Origin of the sequence: Rhodococcus sp. LB1 (assembly GCF_001583455.1) — a bacterium.
Taxonomy (GTDB): domain Bacteria; phylum Actinomycetota; class Actinomycetes; order Mycobacteriales; family Mycobacteriaceae; genus Rhodococcus_F; species Rhodococcus_F opacus.
In genome coordinates, this window is record NZ_LTCZ01000201.1 from 1 (window position 1) to 23,340 (window position 23,340).

General features: G+C 66.6%; 20 protein-coding genes and 3 pseudogenes. 14 read left to right on the top strand and 9 right to left on the bottom strand.

The window, feature by feature from the left end; translation table 11 throughout:
* Nucleotides 1-388: 388 nt before the first annotated feature.
* The 3 genes from AZG88_RS25130 to AZG88_RS25140 all read right to left on the bottom strand — a co-directional run bounded on the left by AZG88_RS25130 (nt 389) and on the right by AZG88_RS25140 (nt 1,761).
* Nucleotides 389-880: a hypothetical protein gene (locus AZG88_RS25130; RefSeq protein WP_061699542.1), complete on the bottom strand. Its 492-nt coding sequence runs from the start codon at nt 878-880 to the stop codon at nt 389-391.
* Between the two features lie 253 nt (nt 881-1,133).
* Nucleotides 1,134-1,376, bottom strand: coding sequence for a hypothetical protein (locus AZG88_RS25135; protein WP_061699543.1), 243 nt, complete (start codon nt 1,374-1,376; stop codon nt 1,134-1,136).
* A 58-nt stretch (nt 1,377-1,434) separates the two neighbouring features.
* Nucleotides 1,435-1,761 (bottom strand): hypothetical protein, encoded by a 327-nt coding sequence (locus AZG88_RS25140; RefSeq protein ID WP_231914189.1) that lies wholly within the window; start codon nt 1,759-1,761, stop codon nt 1,435-1,437.
* Between the two features lie 346 nt (nt 1,762-2,107).
* Here AZG88_RS25140 and AZG88_RS25145 point away from each other — a divergent pair.
* Nucleotides 2,108-2,536 (top strand): annotated as a pseudogene (locus AZG88_RS25145) (HNH endonuclease); the annotation flags it as partial.
* Nucleotides 2,537-2,694: 158 nt separating this feature from the next.
* On the opposite strand, the gene AZG88_RS25150 reads toward AZG88_RS25145, so the two are convergent.
* From AZG88_RS25150 to AZG88_RS25160, 3 genes are all read right to left on the bottom strand, one after another.
* Complete coding sequence (locus AZG88_RS25150) at nt 2,695-3,096, bottom strand: DUF6262 family protein (protein WP_061042815.1); 402 nt, start codon at nt 3,094-3,096, stop codon at nt 2,695-2,697.
* Between the two features lie 11 nt (nt 3,097-3,107).
* Complete coding sequence (locus AZG88_RS25155) at nt 3,108-5,195, bottom strand: tyrosine-type recombinase/integrase (RefSeq protein WP_061699544.1); 2,088 nt, start codon at nt 5,193-5,195, stop codon at nt 3,108-3,110.
* Between the two features lie 70 nt (nt 5,196-5,265).
* Nucleotides 5,266-6,438: a tyrosine-type recombinase/integrase gene (locus AZG88_RS25160; protein ID WP_061699545.1), complete on the bottom strand. Its 1,173-nt coding sequence runs from the start codon at nt 6,436-6,438 to the stop codon at nt 5,266-5,268.
* Nucleotides 6,439-6,625: 187 nt separating this feature from the next.
* On the opposite strand from AZG88_RS25160, the pseudogene AZG88_RS25165 reads away from it, so the two are divergent.
* A pseudogene (locus AZG88_RS25165) lies at nt 6,626-6,901 on the top strand (HNH endonuclease family protein); the annotation flags it as partial.
* A gap of 116 nt (nt 6,902-7,017) precedes the next feature.
* Here the strand turns inward: AZG88_RS25165 and AZG88_RS25170 are convergent.
* The 3 genes from AZG88_RS25170 to AZG88_RS25180 all read right to left on the bottom strand — a co-directional run bounded on the left by AZG88_RS25170 (nt 7,018) and on the right by AZG88_RS25180 (nt 9,863).
* Nucleotides 7,018-7,560, bottom strand: a complete 543-nt coding sequence (locus AZG88_RS25170) for a helicase associated domain-containing protein (RefSeq protein WP_061699546.1) — start codon at nt 7,558-7,560, stop codon at nt 7,018-7,020.
* 393 nt (nt 7,561-7,953) lie between these two features.
* The gene (locus AZG88_RS25175) at nt 7,954-8,208 is read right to left on the bottom strand and encodes a hypothetical protein (protein ID WP_061699569.1); all 255 of its coding nucleotides are present in this window, start codon (nt 8,206-8,208) and stop codon (nt 7,954-7,956) included.
* A 386-nt stretch (nt 8,209-8,594) separates the two neighbouring features.
* The gene (locus AZG88_RS25180; protein ID WP_231914190.1) at nt 8,595-9,863 is read right to left on the bottom strand and encodes a DUF7373 family lipoprotein; all 1,269 of its coding nucleotides are present in this window, start codon (nt 9,861-9,863) and stop codon (nt 8,595-8,597) included.
* Nucleotides 9,864-10,112: 249 nt separating this feature from the next.
* On the opposite strand from AZG88_RS25180, the gene AZG88_RS25185 reads away from it, so the two are divergent.
* The 12 genes and pseudogenes from AZG88_RS25185 to AZG88_RS25240 all read left to right on the top strand — a co-directional run bounded on the left by AZG88_RS25185 (nt 10,113) and on the right by AZG88_RS25240 (nt 23,067).
* Complete coding sequence (locus AZG88_RS25185) at nt 10,113-12,008, top strand: dynamin family protein (RefSeq protein ID WP_061699547.1); 1,896 nt, start codon at nt 10,113-10,115, stop codon at nt 12,006-12,008.
* On the top strand, nt 12,005-13,432 hold the full coding sequence (locus AZG88_RS25190) for a GTPase (RefSeq protein ID WP_061699548.1): 1,428 nt from the start codon (nt 12,005-12,007) through the stop codon (nt 13,430-13,432). The genes AZG88_RS25185 and AZG88_RS25190 overlap by 4 nt, the downstream gene beginning before the upstream one ends.
* Nucleotides 13,433-13,671: 239 nt before the next feature.
* Nucleotides 13,672-15,573 (top strand): Hsp70 family protein, encoded by a 1,902-nt coding sequence (locus AZG88_RS50455; RefSeq protein WP_082833471.1) that lies wholly within the window; start codon nt 13,672-13,674, stop codon nt 15,571-15,573.
* 204 nt (nt 15,574-15,777) lie between these two features.
* Complete coding sequence (locus AZG88_RS25200) at nt 15,778-16,647, top strand: hypothetical protein (protein WP_061699549.1); 870 nt, start codon at nt 15,778-15,780, stop codon at nt 16,645-16,647.
* 126 nt (nt 16,648-16,773) lie between these two features.
* The gene (locus tag AZG88_RS25205; protein WP_061699550.1) at nt 16,774-17,694 is read left to right on the top strand and encodes a C39 family peptidase; all 921 of its coding nucleotides are present in this window, start codon (nt 16,774-16,776) and stop codon (nt 17,692-17,694) included.
* Between the two features lie 174 nt (nt 17,695-17,868).
* Complete coding sequence (locus AZG88_RS25210; RefSeq protein WP_231914191.1) at nt 17,869-18,333, top strand: hypothetical protein; 465 nt, start codon at nt 17,869-17,871, stop codon at nt 18,331-18,333.
* Between the two features lie 139 nt (nt 18,334-18,472).
* Nucleotides 18,473-19,015: an RNA polymerase sigma factor gene (locus tag AZG88_RS25215; RefSeq protein WP_061042398.1), complete on the top strand. Its 543-nt coding sequence runs from the start codon at nt 18,473-18,475 to the stop codon at nt 19,013-19,015.
* Nucleotides 19,016-19,097: 82 nt separating this feature from the next.
* Nucleotides 19,098-20,168, top strand: a complete 1,071-nt coding sequence (locus AZG88_RS25220) for a PDDEXK nuclease domain-containing protein (protein ID WP_061699551.1) — start codon at nt 19,098-19,100, stop codon at nt 20,166-20,168.
* 23 nt (nt 20,169-20,191) lie between these two features.
* Nucleotides 20,192-20,413 carry a hypothetical protein gene (locus tag AZG88_RS25225; RefSeq protein ID WP_061043490.1) on the top strand — a complete coding sequence of 74 codons (222 nt, stop codon included), beginning with the start codon at nt 20,192-20,194 and terminating at the stop codon, nt 20,411-20,413.
* Nucleotides 20,414-20,568: 155 nt separating this feature from the next.
* Nucleotides 20,569-22,245: a CopG family transcriptional regulator gene (locus AZG88_RS25230; RefSeq protein ID WP_061043489.1), complete on the top strand. Its 1,677-nt coding sequence runs from the start codon at nt 20,569-20,571 to the stop codon at nt 22,243-22,245.
* Between the two features lie 46 nt (nt 22,246-22,291).
* The gene (locus AZG88_RS25235; protein ID WP_061043488.1) at nt 22,292-22,606 is read left to right on the top strand and encodes a hypothetical protein; all 315 of its coding nucleotides are present in this window, start codon (nt 22,292-22,294) and stop codon (nt 22,604-22,606) included.
* Between the two features lie 114 nt (nt 22,607-22,720).
* A pseudogene (locus tag AZG88_RS25240) lies at nt 22,721-23,067 on the top strand (histone-like nucleoid-structuring protein Lsr2).
* The last annotated feature ends 273 nt before the right edge of the window (nt 23,068-23,340 follow it).

The following is a 23,340-nucleotide window of genomic DNA, read 5'->3' on the forward strand; positions in this document are numbered from 1 at the left end:
GAATTACGTGACGGTCGACACTCCGGCGCGCGAGATGGCGTTACGGCCGCACGCGTAGGTCGAGAGTGTTTCCGCGGCTCCACGGGTCGGCCGTTCGTCGTGGGCGCCCGAAGGAGCGGTACGGCGGCCGGCGCTCGAATTGCATCACCGTGACGAAAGTGGCGAGAGTCGGCGCGCGTTGGGATCATCTGGTGAAAGCCATTGGAGCAGATGGGAGGTCCTCAAAGGATCGGCGGCGGACGCTCGCCACAGGGTGCGGTGCACTAACTTGTCGTCGACATCTGACCCAATGCAATCCTAGCTAGCAAAAATTACCCGGGGAGGTTCGGATAGCCAGGAATTGTCACCAGCGGCTGAACATCCCCTCGCCGAGCGCGGTCGGACACCGTCACCGGCGGGCATCGGACCCGAAGGTGGTGGGGAAGGGGCTGGGACCGAGCGTGAGGGTGACCGAAGTGGGGCGGAGTCCGACCTGAGGCCAACTGGTGGTGACGGTCAGCGATCCGGTGGTCGGGTAGGTGCCGATCCAGTACTGCGGCGTGGTTCGGTACGGCCCGGATCCCTCCAGGCCGGAGTCGGGGACTGGGTGGAACGGGTCAGCGAGGCCGCCGAAGTCGTCGGCGAGGATGCGCACGGCCAGATAGGACCACTGCGCCGACCAGTCGTGGGGGTCGGTCAGGGACCGGGTTTCGTAGCGCGCGAAGTCGGCGCGGACACCAGTGACGCACAGTGCGAAGCGCAGCAGTAGCCCGGACGCGAACGCGGTCGCGTCGGACAGATCGAGAGTGAGGTCTTTCTGGGCCACGATCGGCATGCCCGCGTGCACGGTGATTCCTCTGGTGGTGGGCGGCGCGAGGGCCGGCCAACGATGGCGGCGCATGCTTCATCGTCGCATCACTCGGGCCCGCGGTGTCTGTGAATTTCCTGAGAGTCCCTCCCGGCCAGAACGATTCGAGTGCGAACCTACAGCCCGGTAATCGAGCTTCGGGGTGCCAACCCGACCGAAACTGTGCTGTCGCCGAGCAGGGCCATGTCTGTTCGGAGTCCGCAGTGGCACGGGCGAACGCCGGACGGGTGGTGACATCACGCCACCACCGGAACCCCACCTGCCACCGGACCGGGCGCAGGCAGTGTCAGAGGGCGGCGGTGATCAGACCGGCAATGCCCGCCACCGCGACGAGCGCGAGAAGGGCCAGCGGGAAGGATCCGAGGACGGTGCACACGAAGGTGGTTGTCAGCAGCGCCAGGCCGATGGTCACGGCGAAACCCGCTTCCCAGGACTCGGGGAGCGCCGCGTCGGTCGCCGTCGGGTCGCCGCGACCGGTGTCGAGGGTGGTACGTGTGGCGGACAGGTGTGGGCCGGGGACGATGGTCACGGGTGGTGCGGATCCTTCCAAGAGTTCGAAGACAGTCGGTGGGGGGCTGGTGAACGCGTCATAGGTACTCCAGCACCGGAAAGAGGGCGATCGCGGACACGGTAATCCCCGCAACTCCAGCGACGACTCCGAGCAACGCCCGCAACGATGCCGACTCATCGTCTTCCACGCCGGACCGGGAGGTGGCGAAAGCGCCACACACCACGGCGGTCACACCCAGGACGAACCCGAGCCCAACCACCCAGAACGACGCGATGGACAACGACCCCAGGACGATCGACACGGTGGGCAGCCGCGATCCTCCACGCGGCCTCCGCCGGCGTTTGCGCCCGGAGGAACACCCGTCGCTGGTGAGATCTGATGGGCGCGAGGTAGCGGCGGTCATGATCCTCCTCCCGTTGCGTGGCCCGGTCGTCGGTGGTGCGAAGCCGGCCGTGCCAATCGATCACCTGTCAGCCACTGGCCCGACCCGGCAGCAAGAACGCTGCACCTGTGACCAGTGACTGTGGCTGGGCCCAGCAGTTTCTCGCGGGACCCTGCCACCAATGACGGAGAATTTAGCACTCTCCATGGTGGAGTGCTAACGATTTGTTTGGTCGGCATGGCGACACTGGGCCGGGATCAGGCATCGGAGTGTGCGTCGAGTTCCACCGGAGAACGCGCCCACGCCGTTGTCGGAGGCACCCGCAATACTTATTCCCACCAGTCCCACAGGTAACAGGAGAACAGACATGCGTCATCGCCCCCCGGCCGCGTTCCTCGCTCTCGCTGCGGTATCCGCCCTCGGTCTGACCGGGTGCTCGGCCATCGCCGATGCTGACCCGGGCACCGGGTCACTCGGGGGCGCACCGGCCACCCCCGCACCGGCGTTCGATGCGGCGCCGGCGTTGGCGAAGCTCGACACCCTGGCGGTCAAGGGCCGCGCCCCCAAGACCGGATACACGCGAGAGCAGTTCGGCCCGTCGTGGTCCGACGACAACAGCGTCGAGGGCGGCCACAACGGGTGCGACACCCGCAACGACATCCTCCGCCGCGACCTGGTCGACCTGACCTACAAAACCAGTACGCGGGACTGTGTGGTGGCGACCGGCACCCTGCACGACACCTACACCGGCACCACGATCGCGTTCGTCCGCGGCCAGGACACCTCCACGGTGGTGTAGATCGATCACGTCGTATCCGTCACTTCGACGATATATCCCCGAATAAGCCCAGGTCATAGTGTCATCGACATGCCGATGACGCCGGAACCGGTCGTAGGTAAGCGCGGCATCGAGGCATTGCCCTGGCCGATGGGGGCCGTATGACCGCCGTGTAGTTAGAGCGGTCTGAGCTGGGCTATTTCGCGGCGGAGTGTGAGATTCTCGCCGTGGGCGGCGGCGAGGGCTTGGCGGAGCGCTAGCACTTCTGCGTGGTGGCGGCTGCGGATTTCCTTCAGCTGGGTGGCCAGTGCGCGGACTGCGGAGGATGTGGTCGGTTGCTCGTCGGGTGCTGCGTCGGGGCCCGTGCTGCGGTGACCGGTCGAGGTGCGAAGGTCTTCGATCTTTCGGCGGAGGTCGCTGTGCTTGTAGAGGAAGTCGGTCGAGAGATGGGCCCTGCGGGCGACACTCACGAAGGTGATTTGCTGGCCCGCGGCGGAGAGCTCGCGGAGTGCGTCGGTGGCGCGTGCCATGGCCTGGTCGTGTCGGAGGCGCGCAGCTCGCTGGAGGTGTTCGGACATGTCGACTCCTATCAGGCGGTCTGGTCTCGGACTCCGGCGCCGCGGATTCCGTGTTGGTCGGCGGTGTCGGTGATCGCGAGCAGGATCTGGTTGAGTGAGGTGACCTCGTCGGTGCGGCCTTGTAGCCAGACGTTGTCCTCGCTCATCTGCGTTCCGTAGCGGGCCGCAAATGTCTCCTTGCGGATCTCGATGAGCCGCTGGGTTTCCTCGAGTTGCCGGGAGAGTTCGGCGGCGTGGGTGGCATCAGTGACGAACTTCGGGCAGGTCAAGCACGCGTTTCCCTTGTCGCAGGATTGCCTCGGTGGGAGGGTGCACCAACCGTTCGGCAGAACGCGATCGGCCCGGCTGTCGAGCTTGAGGAAGTCGTAGAGATCCGAGGTGTCGATCCCCGGGGTTCGGCCGTCGCTGGTGACCTTCTTGTAGCGCAGGAATTCACGCTCCTGGGTTTCCGACAGCGTCACCGCATAATGCATGGTCATTTCCGGGCTGACGTGTCCGAAGTATCTCATCACCACGTGCAATGGAACGCCCGCGTTGAGCAGGTTGGTGGCGGCCGTGTGTCGGAAGCGGTGTGTCTTACTGATCATTACCGGGTGTCCGGCACTGTCGGTGATCGCCAAGCGATCCGCGAGTGCGGCCAGGTGCGTATGCAACGTGGGCATCGGGTAGGACGCGGTGCCGTTGCGGTTCTGAATACGTCTCAGGAAAAGGTATCTGGGGGTCTGATCTGGTCTGCCGACTCGCGCCATGTGCTCTCGCGCGACCTGTTGTTGAGCCCTGATGACGGTGACGATTTCGGCGTCGACCGGGATCGAGGCGGGGTGTGCGGATTCGATCTTCGTCTGTTGGTAGCGCAGGCGGGCCACGAAGTCTGCGCTGTCGACCGTGTCGGGAGGCGACTTCGATGTCCTCTGGAGTGGGATCAAGGGGTCAAAGTCCATCATGAGGATCTCGTTGACTCGGCGTCCGGTGCGAATGAGGAGCATCAATATGTGAAAGGCCTGAATGTCACCGAGGCCACCCTCGGTGCGTGGCTTCGCGAGCAGTTCGGCGCCGGCGGCGATTCTGGTGACCACCGCGTCTTCGAGGACCATGTCATCGTCGTGTCGCTTGTTGGTCAGGCGTGGTTTGTCTTCGGGCCGGAACAACACGCAGTGCTCGGGGCGCAGCAGCCGCCATTCGGGTTGGCCCAGCGTGTGGGACGCTTCGTCGCGATGGTCAAACATCCATTGGTAGAACTGCTCGATTGCGGTCATGATGTTTCGGCGCGGATTCTTGCCCAGGAGCTGGTTCTTGTTCTTTCCGGTGGTGACGGTGTGCGTGCGTAGCATCTCGCAGAATCCCCGCACGAACGGCCGGAAAGCGGAGGGGTCGCTGGTCAGGGTGGGGCCGGCGTCGCCGACCGTGTCGAGATGGCGTTGAAGCCATTTGAGTGCGTCGAGACGCGATTTGATCGTGCTCCAGCTGTAGCGGCCGTTCTCGAGGTTCTCCGAGAGCCATAGTTTGGCTCCCTCACGGAGCCAGTCACTGCTCAGTCGACTGAAGTTGGCGCTGTGGTGGCTCATCGGTTCGTGTTCACGCTGGGGAACGCGGGGGTCGAGTTGTGGATTCCACAGGTTCAGCTGCCACCACGGGCCCTGATGGTAGGGGTAGACGAGAATGTCCTGCAGGCGACGCAAACGGTGGAGAGCCTTGCTGTCGTTGCTGGTCCCGCGCTGCAGGCCGCGCAACTGCGCCCGCTGCGCCTCTCTCAGCCACTGTTCGGGGGTGAGGTGCAGCAATGACTCCGCTGACCGGGCAGTCTTCCCGCCATAGCCAGTAGCGGCGCGCAGGATTCCTGTGGTGGCGTTGAAGTGCGTCGGGTGGATAATTCTGCCCAATTCCACCTCCCGGTGGATCAGCCAGGCCAGCTCCCAGGTCATCGGTTCCGGCAGCGAGCGAAAGTTCAGGGCTACCGACGTCCATGGTCCTCCTCCCACACTGCGCTCGGCGACCGCGGGGGCGTAGATGTCGGGCATGTTCTTCTTGTCGAAATGATCGCTGCGGCATGGCTCGGGCAGTGAATCCCACAGCTGCCGTGCCCGAAGGGGGTCGAACATCTCCGAGACAGGCAGCCGCAGGTCGCGGCCTTCGAGACGTTTAGGTTCTGGCCTGGGCTCGCGTCTTGGGCTACGGGACATCGGTTTTCGTCTCCCATCCCGATACGACGTCGCGCCAGTTCGCCAGCGCTTCCAGCTCAGCGTCCTCGGTGACGTGCCCATACCTGTTGATCGTGGTTTGCACGTCTCGGTGCCCAAGGCGCCTGCTGACCACATGCAGAGGTGTTCCCGCGAGCAGCAGTGCGGTGGCGTGGGAATGACGGAACCAATGCGGCGTCATCGCCTCCGGTAGCTGCGGCACCTTCCGCTTCATCGCCCGCAGGTGCGCATACACACTTTCGCCGCGCAGCGGTGCGTAGAGCGGTTCGCGTCGGGTGTTGCAAAAGATGTATCCACTGTCCCAGTCGTCGATTACACCGTCTGCGCCGTGCTCGCAGAGCCACCACACGAAATCGCCGTAGAGGCGGTCGAGGCGGCTGCCGACGAAGACCTTGCGGTAGCCGGATTTCGGTATCAGTCCGTGGGGGTGTGGTCGTGGCACGATGGCAACCGATGCCGTGTCTCCACGGCTGGTGTTCCAGTCTCGATGCTGAAGTGAGAGTGCTTCACCGATTCGCATGCCGGTCTCGGCCAGCAAGGTCCAGAGAAATCGGTACCGCAGATCTCCTGACCAGTCGCCGGTCGGCGCGCAAGATGCCTCGGCTGCGATCAGGGCATCGATGGAGTCCGGCTCCAGCAGTGGAGTCTGCCGGTTTCGGAGTCTCACGCGGATAGCTGTCCGTCGCTGAGCATTTCGACGAGCAATATGTTCGAGAATCGGCATATACCTAGCCGGTCGTGATCGCACGTGCTCGTAGAGGAACGATGCGGCATCGACGCCGAACGCGGCATGGTATCGGTAGAAGCTCATCACCGGTCGTATGCGGATCGCCACGGTCGCTTCTGTGACAGTCGCTTCCGGATGAAGTTGCCGGACGAACGGGTCGAACTGGCCGGTGCGCACGGCCATCAGGAAATGGCCGAAGTCGCTGAGCTGGACCGTATCCCACTGCCGATCGGACTTCTCCAGGTAGGACCACCAGAGCGCTAGACCACGCGCGTACGTTTTGATGGTGTTTGGAGAGAACTCCGATTGACGAGCGAATTCCAGATACTGCTCGATCGGTTCGACGAGTGTGTGGGAATCGGACACCACCGTCCACGTCGTCTCTCCACCGGTCATCACACGTTGAGTGGACGCCATCTGGACTCCTTCGACGTGACCACGCTAACGCGCTCAACGCCTCGGTCTCGGGATTGCCGTCCGGTGTGTCAGCGATGTCGTCGGCATCGCATGCCAATGTCCGATACGCGTACCAGTGACGAGGATGGCCAATGAACTACACCCATGTCGATGATGTGAACGGCACAACACTCCTAGTACCGGATACCACGTCGTCGCACTCTCGGATGCGTGGCAGAAGGGTGCCCAGCAGCTCAGCCCGGAGCAGCGCCGCGACCTGGCCAACGACCCACGGAACCTGCAGGCGGTCGACGGGCCCACGAATTCGAAGAAGTCCGATTCCGACGCCGCATCCTGGTTGCCGCCGAACAAGAGCTACCGGTGCACCTACGTCTCGCGGCAGATCGACGTCAAAGCCCTCTACCGGCTGTGGGTGACCCAGGCCGAGAAGGACGCGATGAGTCAGGTCCTGCACTCCTGCTAACGACACCCACCCCTGGGTTCGGCCGCGGGGGGCAGTGGTGGACACCATCGCTGCCCCCGACGTAGGAGAGCACTCGTTCATCTGCGGGAATGGATGTGCAGCCAGCGGATTCGCGCTCAGCTCCGCGCTTGAGCCGAAAGCTGCCGGTCGCGGGGATGGACTCCCGCACCGGTATGCTGTGCCGACGTTCGCGGCCCCCTCGGCCGTGGACCGGGGGAGACCCCGAGAGCGGCGAGCGGACGACGCTCCTCGTCGGGCAATGCGTCGGCACGCCACTTCTTCACCGCCCGATAGAGCCACTGGCCTACCTGTTCGCCGTCGGCGGTGACATAGTTCGCGGGCACCAGTGCGTTGCCGTGCTCTTCGCGGTAGGCAGCGATTTCGGTGAGCATTCGCCGCTGCTTGCTGTCGGCAGGTGACACAGCCGGCACGGGGACATCGTCGTCGTCGCTCCACAGGAACCCGATCGCTTCGAGTTGCTGGATGCGTTGGGGCGGCAGGGTGCCGAGCATGCGGGCAACTCGCTGGCGCTCTTGCCAACGCCCCAGTCGGAAGCCGTCTTCGGTTACGTAGTCGGCCGGGATCGCCGTGCGAGGATGTTGACGCCGAAAAATGCGGTAGAGCTGTAGGGGCGAGGCTGCGGACTGGGTGGCGCGCATTGATATCGCATCCTTCCCAAAACCGTCGCACGTCTTCGAATTTGTCATTATTCCAAGTATGTCAATCGGTTTGACGATTCTGCAAGAAAGCAGGACTATCCCACAGAACGTAAGGGGATGCGCTGCTGGAACAGATCCCTATGGCCGATGGCCGGTGATGTCTTATTCCTCGGAAAAACTGCAGGGTGATCAGTGCGATCGCTGGGGTGATCACCAGGTTGCATCCCGTGTGGTCCTCGATTCAGCGGCCAGACCCGGCGGGGCAGTGCATCGGCAAGAACTCGGCTCGCACCGACGTGCAGTCGTGCGACGACCTCAACCTAGGCATTCCCACGATTTCGCTCAGACGACGGACATGCCCACCATCGGGAATCCTGGTGGCGGGCTTTCACATCAGAAGGGCGCCTGAAGCCACCACTCGGTGGCGCTGGATTCGATCTCGAGAGCGTGGGCGGGCCAGTCGGGATCGGCGATCAACGTGTGGATTTTTCGTGCCATTTCCGGTGCGTTGCCGTCGATGTCGAGTCTGGTGAGGAGTCGGGCGATCCGAGCTTGCGTGGCTGGCCACCTGCCGCCCGTTGTTTCGACCAGCGCCGCCACCAGGGTTGCGCACTCATGGTCGCTCAGCGGTGGCGGTGTGCGTGTCATGCCTCGTAATCCGCGGCTGCCGTCGGTGAGCCACCGATCGCTGGCTTCTTGCTGGATCCGGTTCCAGTACAACGGGCCACGACTGCTGAGATATGAGCGCACTGTCCGACGGTAGCAAGGGATGTCGGCAGATCGGTCCTGGTCGACGGTACTGACGGACACGTGCCGGGGCATCGGGGTGAGGCGCCGCTCCTGGAGCGTCCGGGCCTGCACGGGGTCAGATCGTGGTCAGTGGGTGTCCTTGGACGGCGATCGGCATCCGGAGGTTTCCACCGCGGATCTTGACGCCCGTTTCGCGACGCCCGTCGGATGAGTGTGGCTGTGGCCTCGCCGTTGTCGGCGAGGCCACAGCCACAGGGTGCGGTGTCAGCTGTATCCAGCGTTGGTTATTCGGCGTTCTGGTCAGCGTGCTCGAGGAGCAGGTACTGAGCGGAGATCTGCTGATCGACGTCCTTCTTGTTGTCGGTGCCGCTGGCTTCGCCGACGTAACGCCCGTTGGCGACCATGCAGTAGTCCTGGGTGCCGTTGACGGTGTCCTTGGTGGCGCATTTCGCGTCGGGCAGGCCCTGCGGGGTGGGGGCTGCGGTGAAGCCTTCGGCGAGAAGGTCGTTGTAGAACTCGGTGAGGATCGTCTCGGCGCCGGCATCGTCTTTGGCCCGGTAGACGGTGGTCTTGTAGACGGCGTTGTGGTCGGATCCGGCGTCGGTGAGGATCTTGTAGGTCAGCGGCGGGTTGGTGGAGCGGTGCGCCATGCCGCGGGGGCCGTAGGCGGCCATGTCGTCGCCGAGTTGGGCTTGGGCGTCTTCTTCGGGGAGGGCGTAGATCAGGACCTTGTCCTGGTCGATCATGGGCAGCTGCGCGGACTGTCCACCGTTTTGGGCGCGGGTCGGGGTGGCCGGGAACTGGTCGATCAGCGGTTCTTGCAGTTGGAGGGACTTCGCGACGGCCTTCGCGGTCCAGTCCTTGTCGGCGGCGGGGGCTTTCGCCCAGGTGTAGAGCAGGTAGTCCCCGTGGGGGGTGAACGCGTTGACCGAGACCTCGGGTCCGGCATCGAAGTTCGTCTGTCCGGTCGAGACTAGGGTGTTGGGCAGGATGTCGATGTTTTCGGCGGTCTCGAGGCCGGTGCCGTCGTCGACGGTGAGCAGGTTCTGGTGGATTTCGCGGGCGGTTGCGGCGGCGTCCTCGGGGTTGTTGAACCGCATCACGGCTTGGACGACGGACCGGGACGGGTCGGTCGTCTTCGTGGTGGGGGTGGCGGCGGTCGAGACGTAGCCGTAGAGCATCTGGTGGTTGTGGGCGATGTCCCCGGCGGCGTCGCTGAGGACGACACCGAGGTTCTTGCCGCTGCGCATCACCATCGTGGGCATCTTCACCGAGGTCAGTTCCGGGTCGATCTCGAAGGGAACGACGGTGAACTCGGCGAGCCGCTGCCCGTCGACGTCGAGGATGGTTTCCTGGGTGGCCCGCCCGAACTCGGGGGCCGGACTGGTCGGGTAGCTGCCGGTGTCGAGGGCGGCTGGATCGACACTCGCGGTCGCAGTTTGGTCTCCGCCGGATTTACCGGTGGGTTCGGCGGTGGTGTCGGCGTTGCTGCAGCCGGCCAACAGCACTGCGGTGGCGAGCACTGCCGCCGGCATCCACGTGGTTGTCCTCATCGTCTTGTTTATCCCTTCCCTGTCTCACCCCCGCGAGTGTCGGCGTCGCCGGGCGGGAGCGTGTGGTCTTGGTAGTTGGAGGCCGCGACCGCCTGGAAGGTTCCCACACCCCTTTGGTGGCCTTCGTCACACCCACCACTCTTGGGGGAGGTGGCCGGTTGGCGATGCAGGCCCAGGCCCGGTCACGCTAGGGTTCGACGGCGCCCACACCCGGGCGCACACAGATCGACGACGGGAAGGGGAGATGGCGTGGAATCCGCAGCCCAAGCCGGGCAACCGGCCACCGTTTCCTCCCCACCCGCCGAGACGCCGCCGCGGGAGCGCGCCGAGGTGCTGCTTTCGTCGATCACCGACAAGATCCTGCGCCCGTTCGGGTACGGCGCAATCAGCGACCTCGCCGAACAGCGCGCCCAAAGCAGGGAACAGACCCGGTCGGTGGTCGTGGTCGGCGAGGTCAAGCGGGGAAAGAGCTCCTTGGTCAATGCGCTGGTCGGCTGGCGCGGCGCCTCCCCAGTGGGGGTGGACGTGACGACATCGACGACGATCAGCTTCGGGGAGGCCACCGCCGAGCAACCCGGCGGCACGGCGCAGATCCTGTTCCCGGACCGCACCGAGCAAATCCCGCACGCCGAGCTGGCGGACTGGGTCTCGTGCGAGGGCACCCATGTCACCGACAGCAGGATCGAGGAATTGCCCACCCGGGCGATCGTCCCGGTGGCCGGCAGCCGGCTCGGTGACGTCACCGTGATCGACACCCCCGGGGTGGGCGGATTGGACCCGTCCTACGCGGTCCTGGCGGAAGCGTCCGCGTCGCAGGCCTGCGTGTTGGTGATCGTGTGCGATGCCACCACCCCGCTGACGGCGCCGGAGATGGCGTTCATCGACAGGACCGGGTCCGCGGTGGAATCACTGATCGTGGTGGTCACCAAGACCGACAAGAACATCCGCCGCTGGCGTCCGATCGTCGACGAAGACCGAGAACTCTTGGTCCGGCACCTGGGCCGGCAGATTCCGGTGGTCGGGGTGTCGAGTCTGCGCGCGGTGATCGCCGCCGAGATGGCACCCGGCCCGCAGCGCGACCACGCCGAGGCACGGTCCGGGATCGTCGAGCTGCGCACCCTGATCGACTCGAAACTCGCCATCGCCGAACACCTCCCAGCGATCACCGGTCTACGGACCGCGGTCGAGGGGCTGCGCACGTTGGCGACGGACATGCGCACCCAAATCGCGGCGATCACCCGCAGCGGCGAGGTCATCCCGGACCTGACCGCACAGCTGGCCGAATTGCAGGGCCTCAAGGACCACTCGACGCAGTGGGAGCAGTACCTGCAACGGGACCTGACGTTGATCCGCCAGCACGCCACCGACGACCTCGACCGCCGCCTCGACGACATCCGGCAGAAGTGGACCACCCGAATCAACAAGAACGGTATGGCGGTGCTGCGCCGGAACCCGCAACATTTCACCGCGGAAATGGAGCGCGATTTCCAGGCCGCGATGGCGGGGTCGGTCAACCTGTTCCTCGAGCAGCTCTACACCCAGATCGTGCAACCGAGATTCGCCTCGGAGGTCATCTGGCACGAAATCTCCGAGCAGGTCCTCGCGACGTTGTCGAACCGTACCCTCGAAACCCACCAGGTCGCCGGCAAACGGCAAGGGCTCCTCGATCCGTCGATGATCACCATGGGAGTGATGGGCTCGTCGATGCTCGGCGGTCTGATCGGGGTCTCGGCGATGATGGGCGTCGGAGCGGTCGTCGGAGTCGCCTGGGTCGGATTCAATCTCGGTTTCAAGGCGATGCGGACCGGAAAGACGAACCTGCTGGGCTGGTTGCGGGAAACGATCGCGACCACGAAGACCACCACCTCCCGGATGCTCGAATCCACCCTGGCGCTTGCCCGCCCGGAAATCGTCATCCGCTACCGCGAACACGTGAAAGCCTCGATCGCAACCCTGCAGACGCAGATCAAAGACGCCGAAGACACCGCCCGGGCCGACAAGGCAACCCGGGAGAAAAAGCTGACCCGCCTACAGAACAACCTGCGGGTGGTCGAAAACAACATCACCCGCGCCGAATCCCTGATCGCCGAACTGTCCACGCACACCACACCATCGGCCGACGCGGTGGCGGGGAGTGCCCGGTGACGGCCACCCCCACGGCCCCGGCCTGGGATCCGGTGCGCGCAGGCCTGGACCGGGCGCTGCACGCGCTCGCCGCGCTGGGCCCCGATCTGGCCGCGCACGCCAACCGGATCGGTCAGATCCTCTGGTCCCCGCCACGGATCGTGATCGTCGGCCGACTCAAGGCCGGCAAGTCGACCCTGGTCAACGCCCTGATCGGGGCGCCGGTCGCCGAAACCGCCGCCCTCGAGGCCACCAGCATCGTCGCCGTCTACCAGGACGGCGCCCCCTCCCGCGCAGAGGTGGTCTTACTGGACGGCTCCCGCCGCCCGCTGCACCTTGCCCGCGGCCACACCGCCGACCTGGGGGTCGACCCGGAACAGGTTGCCTACCTGCACCGGTGGCTGCCCTCGGCGGCGATCCGCGATTTCACCCTGGTCGACACCCCCGGTCTGGCCACGCTGACCGCCGAGAACGAGGCCCGCACCCGCCGGGTGCTCATCGACGGGTTCGAGCAGACCCGCACCGCCTCCGTCGACGCCGACGCCGCGGTGTTCCTGTTCGACTCCGCGCCCCGCGCCGACGAGATCTCCTTCCTCAAACAACTCGGATTCACCCCGCTGAACACCCTCGGAGTCCTCTCCCGAGCCGACGGGTTCGGGGAAGGCGCACTGGGGCAGCGCAATCCGCTCGAGCACGCGATCGCCCACGCCCGGGTCCTGTCGGACCGGCTCGCCGACACCGTCATGACGGTGATGCCGATCGCCGGGCTGCTCGCCGAAACCTCCCACACCGGGGCGCTCACCGAGGCCGACGCCCGCGCGCTGGCGGCGCTGACCGGGTACGGGCCGCTCGAGGTGCTCGACCTCCTCGACACCGATACCCCTACCGTGGTGCCCGCGGCGGTGCGCGATCGGCTCCTCGATCTGGTCGGCGAGTACGGAATCATCCATGGCCGCGACGTCGCCGCCCGCGGGGCCGCCGCCCTGAACGAGTGGTTGACCGCGCACTCGGGGATCCCACAGCTGCGGGGAGTGCTCTCGCAGCACCTAAGCCGGTTCGCCGCCGTGCACCGGGCCAGCCGGATCATCCGCGAACTCGACCAACTCGCGTTCACCCACCCCGCCCGAGACCAGATTCGCGGCGTCGTGGACCACCTGCGCCGCGACCCCGCCCTGCACACCGTGGTGCTGTTCGAACACCTCAAGTCCATGCTCGAGGCCGATCCCCGTTCCCCGGTCACCACCGAAGTGCGAAGGCTCCTCGAACATCACACCCCGGCCGGGCAGCTCGGGCTCCCGGACAGCGCGGGCCCGGACCAGGTGCGGGCAACGGCGCAGCAGAAGCTGAGCTGGGCGCACACTCAGGCGCTGTCGACGATGACCGCGGCCGAGGACGCCGCCCTGATCGTGCTGGCGCACACCTACGGCACCCTCGCGACCACCTGACCCGACCCCCCCAGACGGCACCCCATGCGAATCAGTGGGGGTGGGGCGGGAACCTTTCGCCTGCGACGCGCATCGAACTATCACCCGCCGACGCACACCCCTGTGGAAGGACCGACCCGTGATGTTCTACCGAACGCCGCAGCCACCGCCCCCGCGCCGCCGTGACATGATGCCCGGGCGCGGCCGCGCTGCACAGGCCGCCGGGTGCATTCCGTGGGGTTCGACGTCGAGGGGTATCAATGTCTAGGCCGGACTGGCTGCTGGGGATCGACTTCGGCACATCCAACACCGCCGCCGCACACACCGGCGCGGTCAGCGGCGCGGTGGAAGCACTGCAACTCAGCCACAACCGCACCACCATGTCCTCCGCGGTGTTCGTCGAATCCCCGCACCAGATCGCGGTCGGAGACGTGGCCACCAACCGCGCCGAAACCAACCCCGCCGCCTACATGCCCTCACCGAAGCGAGTGATGGGGCAGGGCGTGGTCAACGTCAACGGCTACGCGATCGCATCGTCGGTGCCGGTCGCCGCGGTACTCGATTCGGTCATGGCCCGGGCCCGGGCCGCCCACGCCGGGCAGGCACCCGCCCAGCTAGTGCTCACCCACCCGGAGGCCTGGTCCCCACGCGAGATCCAGGTACTCCTGGACGCCGCCGCCCAACTCGGGCTGGACCCCTCACAGGTGACCACGGTGTCCGAACCGCGGGCGGCGGCGCACTACTATTCGCGGTCGAACACCCTGCCCCCCGGTGCGAAGATCGCGGTATTCGACTTCGGCGGCGGCACCCTCGACATCGCCGTGTTGGCCGCCAACGACCACGGCACATTCGACGTGGTCGCCGCGCGCGGCGACAACGGCCTCGGCGGCAAGAACTTCGACGCCTACATCCGCCGGTGGGTCGACGAGCAACTCGACGCCCGCAACCCCGAACTGGGTGACTATCTGCGATCGGCACCGATCGACATCCGGCACGCCCTCGACGATTCGATCCGCCGCGCCAAGGAACTGCTCTCGGAGGCGCCTTCGGCGACCATCACCGTCGCCGGCGGCGGGCACACCGAGAAGTTCCAGATCACCCGGGAGGAGTTCGAGGAGCTCATCACCCCGGCATTGGAGAAGGCGGTCACCCTCACCCGGGCGACCCTCGCCGACGCCCACGTCACCGACCCCAGCGGGCTGCACGCGCTGTATCTGACCGGAGGCTCCTCCCGAATCCCGATCGTGCAGGAACACCTCAAGGCACTCGGGCCGATCGCCACTCTCGACGACCCGAAGACCGTCGTCGCGCAGGGGGCGATCGCGGCCGCCGCCCCGATCGTCCGCGGCCTCGGCAACACCGGCGCCGCGGGCGGAGTCGGGTCGCGGTACACCCATCCCACCCCGCCGTCGCAACCGTCCCGACCCGACGGCCCGGCGGCAACGGCACCCATCCCGCCGTCCGGTCCGGACCGAACGACAGCGACATGGCAACCCACACCCACGCCGGCGCCAGCGGGCACAGGTACGGGTAGAAAGAAGTGGGTAGTGATCGGCGCCGCGGCCGCCGCCGCCGTGGTGGTCGTCGCCGGCGTCATCGGAGCGATTGCCCTCACCGGAGACAAGGGCGCAACTGACCAGGTGCCGCCCGCAGACACCGCAGCCGCCGCCGGTGACACCGCCAACGCAGAGCAGGCCGGCGCGTCCGGAACCGGAAACACGCAGGTTCCGACCACGAAAGAGGCTGTACTGGCAGCCCTTCCGGCAGCATTGCGAACAGATCTGGAGAACTGCAAAACCAACGGGGAAACCGAGAACGGTGGCCTCCAGATGCAATGCACCCTGAAAGAGGGCACCGCGTTGACCGCCGGGATCTCCGACCAGGACTACCAATCGATCATCGTCAGCGTCGATCCCGCCGAGGCGAAAAAGCGAGTCCTCGGCATCCGGCAGGGCTTCCAGAACGACACCACCTCGACCGACAACGAGATCGTGGAGAACATCCCGCGGACCGCGGCCGCACACATCGACGGTCCTGGCTACGCGAACACCTACTCGATCTGGTACGCCAACAGCTCGACCGGGGTGATGGCCAGCTTCAGCGACGCCCAGGGCCTCGACGGGGCGAAGACGTTCCTCTCCCGCGCCGGCCTGATCAACTAACCTCCACCGCCGCCGCAGAGACTGCGCCCGCCCTTCTTTCGGGGCGGGCGCAGGTGTCTGTGCAGGCCTTTCGCCCCAGGTCGCGGCCGGTCGCAAAGTTTTTCAGGAAGTCCGGGAACCTTTCGGACCATTCACCGCATCTAACTCTCGACAGCACAGGGAACACGCTTCCCGGCCAATACCTTCGACGGACAAGGATTCGAGATGAGCAACCCCCGCGGCGCACAGGACAACCCGACCACCACCGGCACCACCTCGCCCAGCCCCAACCTGACCGGGGACCCGCAGGACGCCAGCTACACCACCGCCCCCGCCGCTAGCGAGCAGCCGCCGGTGGCAGCCGATCCGGTCGGAGCCGGTACCGCTCCGGGCCCCATCGCCGACGACACCGACCTGGGAACCGGCACCGCCGGCGAGACCGATCTGGGGGTCGGCACCGGCGGGGAGTACTACTCGCCGCGCGACGTCGACGGCGACGGGAACGTCGACCTGATCCACACCCGCATCGAGGGGGTCGAAACCATCACCCACATCGACGAGGACGGCTCCATCACGCTCGTCGAGCAGGACACCGACGGCAACGGCACCTACGAAACCGGTATCGCCCCCACCGCCACCGGGATCCGCCTCGCCGAGGACCTCGACGACGACGGAACCGTCGACCTCGCGACCCACCTCGACCCGACCACCGGCGCACCGGTCCGCCAGGACGTCATCGAGGACGGGCGGATCACCGACACCCGGCTCGACACCACCGCCGACGGCAACCCGGACGTGCACCTGATCGACAGCAACGGCGACGGCCGCTTCGACACCGCCCTCCTCGACACCGACCTCGACGGCATCACCAACGACACCCTGGTCGACACCAACGGTGACGGCACCTTCGACCTGCGCACCGCCGACACCGACAACGACGGCACCCAGGAGTCCTTCGACACCGCCACCGATGGGCACCTCGGGTCGATCGAGCAGTTCGAAGCCCTCATCCCCGCAGAGGACCACTACCACGAGCAGGCCGACACGTACCCGACCGAGACGCCGGCCGACCAGACCGCCACCGACCTGGCCTGACCCAACACACCAGGGCGCAGCGCCGCGCTGACGGCGCCCACCAGCCTCCACTGGGCGGTGGGTGCAGTCCACCCCGCACCCACCCGACTTATGTTGCGGCCGAACCTCACACCGGGAGAGCACCGAATGGATGACATCGCCGCGGACCTGGACGCAGCAGCCTGGTCCGCCAGCCCACTCGACGACGACACCTACCTCGGCGAACCGGTCCCGATCGACGAGAGCCTCGACGCGATCCCCGAACCGGTCTTTGAGGACGACCCGTTCGCCGAGGTCGCCGACGGGACGGGAACGGTGGACCTGTCCGTCATCGACCTGAGCACCCTCGACCCGGAGCTCGCCGAGCCCCCGCCACTCGGACGGCCGCAGGACGCGACCGAACCGGCGGTCGACCCGGACACCGCACCGGATTCCCCGGTCGACGGTGCGGGCGGGGACGGGGTGTACGGGGACCCGGTGGAATGGTCGGTGAACTGGTTCTTCCAACAGGTCGACGGCTACTGCGGGCCATCGAGCGCCGCCCAAATGATCGCCCAGTACACCGGCGTCGTCATCGACGACCCCGAACAACTCGTCGACCGGGCCCTCGAACTCGGACTCATGCAGGACGGCGACCCCGCGCAGGGCATGACCTTGCCGAACCTCGAGATCCTCCTCGAGGACCAAGGGGTGCCCTGCACCGTGCAGGACAGTTCGATCGACGACCTGAAAACCAAGCTCGAGGACGGCTACGGGGTGATCGCGATGGTCGACTCGGGGGAGATCTGGAACCCCGACCAAGAAGCCGGGGAAGACGAGACGGCCGACCACTTCCTCGTCGTCGCCGGCATCGACGAAACCCGCGGGGTGGTGATCCTCTCCGACCCCGGCGCCCCGAACGGCAACCAGCTCGAGGTGCCCATCGACCAGTTCGAGGACGCATGGGCGGACTCGGGCCGCAAAATGCTGGTCGCCGACACCCCCGATCCCGACCTGGCCGACCACCCGGACCCGGTGGCAATGTCGGTGACCGCACCCGATCGCCGGTGGGCGATGATCGACCTGTAGCGGTTGTCGCTACCCACCGACAACAGGTTGGGCGTGCACACTGGAGAGGCCATCACCGACATTGGTGGCGGTGCTCCGAAAGATGCGGGCGGCTCGGCGGGAACCTTTCGCCGGTCCGAGGCATCCAACAAGTGTGGGCGTCCGTGTCGGCGCCGACATACTGAGGGAAACGAGGTGAGAGCAGCAGTGGACGACGACTCCGTCCTTGCAGCACTGGGGGTATCGGGCGCGCTGCCGCCCGTGCCCGACGACTCCGTCCTTGCAGCACTGGGGGTATCGGGCGCGCTGCCGCCCGTGCCCGACGAGGTGTGGGCGCGCGCCCTCGAGGTCGCCCTCGACCCCACCACCGCACCCGTCGACACCGACCTCGTCCCTGACATGGACGACGTACCGGTCGTACCCGAGGACGACGACATCATCCTGCTCGACGACACCGACCTCGACACCGATGGTGACGACGGCAACGTCCCAGGCCCGGAACTCGATACCGACGCCGACGCCGACACGGATCTCGACCTACCCGCCGGACAGGACTTCGATCTCGGCGACGACAGCGCCGACCCCTCCACCCTCGGCGCCGACGACCCCACCGACCTCGGCATCGACCTCGGCGGGCACCACGACATCGACCCGCTCTAACCACCAGCACGTCCCCACCACCCCGGGCGCGGTCGGACACCAGATTCCTGGCTCGGGCGGCTGTATGTGACGGCGGGTACGATTCCCTCGGCGCCCGGGGGCGGCAACGACAGTGATCACGGCACGGGGGGACAAGGACATGGACGACGCGGACCTGATCGCGGCGTGCCGAGCCGGCGATCACCACGCCTTCGCCGAACTCGCCGGCCGCTACCGCACCAACGCCTGGCACGTGTGCCTGCAGATCACCGGCAACACCCACGACGCCGAAGACGCCCTGCAAGACACGCTCACCGCCGCCTGGCAAAACCTGCCGAAATTCCGCGGCGACGCCCGCTTCAACACCTGGCTGCACCGCATCGCCGCCAACGCCGCCCTCGCCGTCGTCCGACGCCGCAAGAACACCGACAGCCTCGACGACACCGACGGCGAATACGGCATCCTGCTCGAAGACCCCGCACCCCGATTCGACGAACAAATCACCACCATCGACGCGGTCCGCCGCGCCCTCGCCCAACTCCCCGAAGACTTCCGCGTCGCCATCGTGCTCGCCGAATTCGCCTCCCTGCCCTACGCCGACATCGCCGAACACCAAGGCGTCACCGTCGCGACCGTGAAAACCCGAATCCACCGCGCCCGCAAACAACTGGCCACACTCCTCGCACCCGCAATCGACCCGTGAGTCGACCACACGTGATTCGTCCGACGGTACGTATCGACGGTGCCCAACCTTCGTGCTTCCGGTCGTACGGGAGGATGGGCGGGTGAGTGATTCTCCACTGCTGCCCGACGACTACCGCGACTTCCTCAATCACCTCAAGACACAGGTCCGGCAGGCCCGGGTCCGGGCCACACGCGTGGTCAACACCGAGTTGCTCCTGCTGTACTGGGACATCGGCCGCGCGATCCTGGACCGCCAGGCAGCCGAGGGGTGGGGGAGCAAGGTCATCGACAGACTTGCCGTCGACCTGCGGTCCGAGTTCCCCGAGATGCGCGGATTCTCACGAAGCAATCTGCACTACATGCGGAAGATCGCCTCGGCATGGCCCCGGAGCGCATTCGTCCAACAAGCTGTTGGACAAATCCCGTGGGGACACGTGACCGTGCTCGTCGACCGCCTCGACGACCAGGCCGCTCGCGACTGGTACGCGGCCGCGGCGTTCGAGCGGGGCTGGTCCCGCAATGTCCTATCCCATCAAATCCGCAACCGACTCGACCAGCGCATCGGGGCAGCACCATCAAATTTCACCGACCACCTGCCCACCGGTGACTCCGACCTGGCGCAGCAACTGGTCCGCGACCCGTACGTCTTCGACTTCCTGGACCTGACCGACCGGGTCGCGGAGCGCGAACTCGAGGCCGCGCTGATGGCACGGTTGGAACGGTTCCTGCTCGAGCTCGGGCACGGCTTCGCGTTCGTCGGCCGGCAGTACCACTTCGACGTCGACGGCGACGACTTCTACATCGACCTGCTGTTCTTCAACTGGATCCAGGCCCGCTTCGTCGTCGTCGAGCTCAAGGTCGGCCGGTTCGAACCCGAGTACGTCGGCAAGCTCGGCTTCTACGTGTCCTGGATCGACGACAACTTGCGCGACCACAACCAGCACGCGCCGACCATAGGGATTCTGCTGTGCGCCGGACGAAATGACAACGTCGTCCGCTACTCCCTGGCTGGAACAACCGCACCGTTGGCGGTCGCCGACTACACCTACGACACCCTGCCCGCACCGGTTAGGGAACTCGTCCCCACCGATGACGAACTCGCCTCCGCAGTGGGGGAGACCCTCACCCACCTGGCGGAGACCCCCTCACCACGTGCCGACACCGAGCAGTGAACCCGCTCTTGTAAAGTCGTGGCATGACGGAACCTGCGCCGAGCAGCGCCAACAACCAGGCCGAGCGCACAGACACCGTGCGGCCGCAGCACACCGAGAACGGCTTCGGCACCTACGAATGGGACCCCGAGCACGGAATCGTGTTCCGCATGGACCTCGACCAGTTCGGCACCATCGGCGGCGTCCCGGTCAGCCAGTACACCCCGCCGCCTCCGGCCCCGTACACACCGCTCAACCTCTCCTAAGTCGCACACTCCCGCGACCCCCCAGCCCCCGGATGCTGGGGCGCAACGCATTTCGCAGCAACCGGCTCGCTAGGGCGCAGTGACCGATTGTGGCGGCGGGTGGCGCCGTGGGGTGCGAATCAAGGCCCCCGGACGTACCGGAACAATGGCCGGTGATGAGCGAGACAAACATGGGCCGCGTACCGGTGGGGGATCCGATCCCGCTCCGGTTCGATCCGACCACCAAACAACGCCTCGAGGAGCTGGCCGCCGGCATCGGCCCGCGCCGATTCGGGGCGCTGGTGCGGGTGGCCGCAGGACGGCTTCTCGCCGACCCCGACCGTGTGCCCGAAGCCCTGAACCAGGCCCGCCGGGCCTCCGCCGACGCCCGCCGCATCACGTGGGCGGAAAGACCCCTCGACCTCGACCCCGCCACCAACACTCGCCTCAACCAACTCGCCCACGAGTTCCACACCGACCGCAGCGCGATCGTCCGCGTCGCACTGCACCGCTTCCTCGCCGCGGCGGGCCGATTCCGCCACCCGGTGCTCCGCGAAGACACCCGCACCGATCTGACCTGCCGCACCCGCGTGTACCTCAACCGCTCCACGCTGGTCCGCCTCGAGAAGCTCACCGCCCGCAACGGCGACGCCCTCACCGCCGCAGCGATCCGGGTCGCGGTACGCCGACTCCTCGACGACCCGGGAGACCTCACCGCCGACCTAGCCACGATCGGCGCCGCCCGCGACCTGACCCCGGAAACCCTGGGCCCGCGCACGAACGTGCACTTCGACGACCACCTACGCGACCAACTCGACGCCCTTGCCGGTCGGCTCGACTCCGACCGCGCCGAACTCATGCGCCTGGCCGCCCGCCAGCTTCTGGCGAACCCGCACGACCTCGAGAAGGCGGTGACCGAGGAGATCTACCGCGGCGACGCCAACCGGGCCAAACTCCTCGCCCGAAACATCCGCCGCCAGCAGGCCGCTGACCAGGCCACCGCCGCGCCCGCCGTCCGCAAGGCGCCGAGCCCGCAAGGCAACCCATTCGGGCGCCGGCACGTCTTCCGGTTCGACGAGGACACCAAACGCCGCCTCGAGGAGCTAGCGGACGAGTACGGTCCCCGCCGGCTCGCCGCACTGCTCCGCGTCGGGATCCGCAGACTGATCGGATCCCCGCACGCCGATGTCGACCTCGCGCAGGCCCGCCGGGTGGCCGCCCAGGCACGGTCGCTGCCGCACGACCCGGTCACCCTGAAACTGGACTCGCCGACGGCGGCCCGCTTCCGCGCCCTGGCCGCCCGCTACGAGGCGTCGCCGCGGGACCTGGTCGTGGTCGCGGTGCACCGCTTCCTCGCCGCCCCTGGCAACTACCGGTCGGCGCTGATCAGCGAGGCCGGCGCCGTTGGGCTCGACGAGAAGTTCAAGGTGTCGATCCGCCCATCCGCACGCCGCGACATCGAGCGGCTCGCGGACCGGCACGGCACCCGGTTGAGCTCGGCGTTGGTGCGGGTTGCGGTGCGCCAGCTCCTGGACAACCCTGGCGACCTCACGGGCGACCTGGAGACCGTTGCGCCGGTGCACGACCTGCGACCGCCACCGCCCGCCGTCCGGGTCGACGTCGCCCTCGACGACGAACTCCTCGTGCACCTCGACGCCCTCGCCGAACGGCTCGGCTCGGACCGTCAGGAATTGGTGTATCTGGCGGCCAAACGCATCCTCCGCTTCCATCACAACATCGAAAACCGGATGCTCGACGAGATGTTCCGCGCCCAGAACAACCGGAAGCACCTGCTGGCCAAGCATGCCCGCCGCGAGAAGATTCGTCGGACAGGCCGCGGCAGCGACACCTGACCTGCGAGAATGGGCGGGGGTCGGGCTCGTACCACCGGAGGACCCCATGTCACGGTATCTGCGCCTCGCCCTCGTCGCGTCCACGGTGGCCGCCGCCCTGTCCCTGACCGTGGCACCCGCACACGCGGCACCATCGCCGGACCCGCCGAGGTGCACCGTGCAACGGTTCATCCTCGGTGCGATGTCGACGTGTGCCCCGGGTTCGGCGAACACCCACCAAGTGGAGATGGTGTGCTGGATCTTCGGATTCCCCGCCAACGTGCACTACGCCTGGGGACCGGAGGTGCCCACCTTCCTGCCCTCGATCGCGCTCTGCCCGCCTCTGAGCTACGGGTTCACCGCTAACTTGCATACCCGATAGCGCCGGTGCACCCCTTGAACTGCGGAATGGCACGTCCCCTGGGTCGGTCCCCCCGATCGGCCGCCGCCAGTAGGGTTCTGCCTGCTGTATCGAGACGTGAGAGATCGGGGAACTGTGGCGTGCAAGGTAGTTGTCGAACTGGTCGACGACATCGACGGAACCGTATTCGGGAGGACGGGGAGAACATCACCTTTTCCGTCCACGGGGTGTACCACGAAATTGATCTGAAAGACAAGCACGCCAGCAAGTTTCACAAGCAGATCGGATTCTTCGTCGAGCACGCCACCCGGATCGGTGACCGCAAACGACGCTCGGATCGTCCCGTGGCCCAGGATGCCCCGGTGCGGCGGCGCGGGAACGTCAAGGAGATCCGTGCCTGGGCGACCGAGCAGGGGTACGAAATCTCCTCACGCGGGCGCATTCCGGCCGACATCGAGCAGGCGTTCCAGGACGCGCACTGACACCGCTGCGGCGTACGGCGTGCACCGCGACCCTGAGGCCTGTGCCAGCCTGCACGTTGAATTCTTCTCAGCCCCTGCCGCAATGGGGACATGTCATCTCCCCAGGTTAATGAGTCAATTCGGCCTCCAGTCCGGTGCTGGGGGTGATTTCACGGGCGGGTGAGTGATTCGGGCATCTGAACGAAGTCCGCTTCCATCCTGATTCAGATATGACGAGAAGATACCGGCGCAGCCCATGTCGGGTTGTGACGGCGCGGGGACGGGATTGCGTGG

What these genes read in the sequence shown, in the direction of transcription:
- AZG88_RS25140 (WP_231914189.1), bottom strand. Translation starts at nt 1,761, where the DNA reads ATGACCGCCGCTACCTCGCGCCCATCAGATCTCACCAGCGACGGGTGT.
- AZG88_RS25170 (WP_061699546.1), bottom strand. Translation starts at nt 7,560, where the DNA reads ATGCGCGCCACCCAGTCCGCAGCCTCGCCCCTACAGCTCTACCGCATT.
- AZG88_RS25235 (WP_061043488.1), top strand. Translation starts at nt 22,292, where the DNA reads ATGTCACGGTATCTGCGCCTCGCCCTCGTCGCGTCCACGGTGGCCGCC.
- AZG88_RS25130 (WP_061699542.1), bottom strand. Translation starts at nt 880, where the DNA reads ATGCGCCGCCATCGTTGGCCGGCCCTCGCGCCGCCCACCACCAGAGGA.
- AZG88_RS25215 (WP_061042398.1), top strand. Translation starts at nt 18,473, where the DNA reads ATGGACGACGCGGACCTGATCGCGGCGTGCCGAGCCGGCGATCACCAC.
- AZG88_RS25225 (WP_061043490.1), top strand. Translation starts at nt 20,192, where the DNA reads ATGACGGAACCTGCGCCGAGCAGCGCCAACAACCAGGCCGAGCGCACA.
- AZG88_RS25205 (WP_061699550.1), top strand. Translation starts at nt 16,774, where the DNA reads ATGGATGACATCGCCGCGGACCTGGACGCAGCAGCCTGGTCCGCCAGC.
- AZG88_RS50455 (WP_082833471.1), top strand. Translation starts at nt 13,672, where the DNA reads ATGTCTAGGCCGGACTGGCTGCTGGGGATCGACTTCGGCACATCCAAC.
- AZG88_RS25230 (WP_061043489.1), top strand. Translation starts at nt 20,569, where the DNA reads ATGAGCGAGACAAACATGGGCCGCGTACCGGTGGGGGATCCGATCCCG.
- AZG88_RS25150 (WP_061042815.1), bottom strand. Translation starts at nt 3,096, where the DNA reads ATGTCCGAACACCTCCAGCGAGCTGCGCGCCTCCGACACGACCAGGCC.
- AZG88_RS25200 (WP_061699549.1), top strand. Translation starts at nt 15,778, where the DNA reads ATGAGCAACCCCCGCGGCGCACAGGACAACCCGACCACCACCGGCACC.
- AZG88_RS25160 (WP_061699545.1), bottom strand. Translation starts at nt 6,438, where the DNA reads ATGGCGTCCACTCAACGTGTGATGACCGGTGGAGAGACGACGTGGACG.
- AZG88_RS25175 (WP_061699569.1), bottom strand. Translation starts at nt 8,208, where the DNA reads ATGACACGCACACCGCCACCGCTGAGCGACCATGAGTGCGCAACCCTG.
- AZG88_RS25180 (WP_231914190.1), bottom strand. Translation starts at nt 9,863, where the DNA reads ATGAGGACAACCACGTGGATGCCGGCGGCAGTGCTCGCCACCGCAGTG.
- AZG88_RS25155 (WP_061699544.1), bottom strand. Translation starts at nt 5,195, where the DNA reads ATGTTCGACCCCCTTCGGGCACGGCAGCTGTGGGATTCACTGCCCGAG.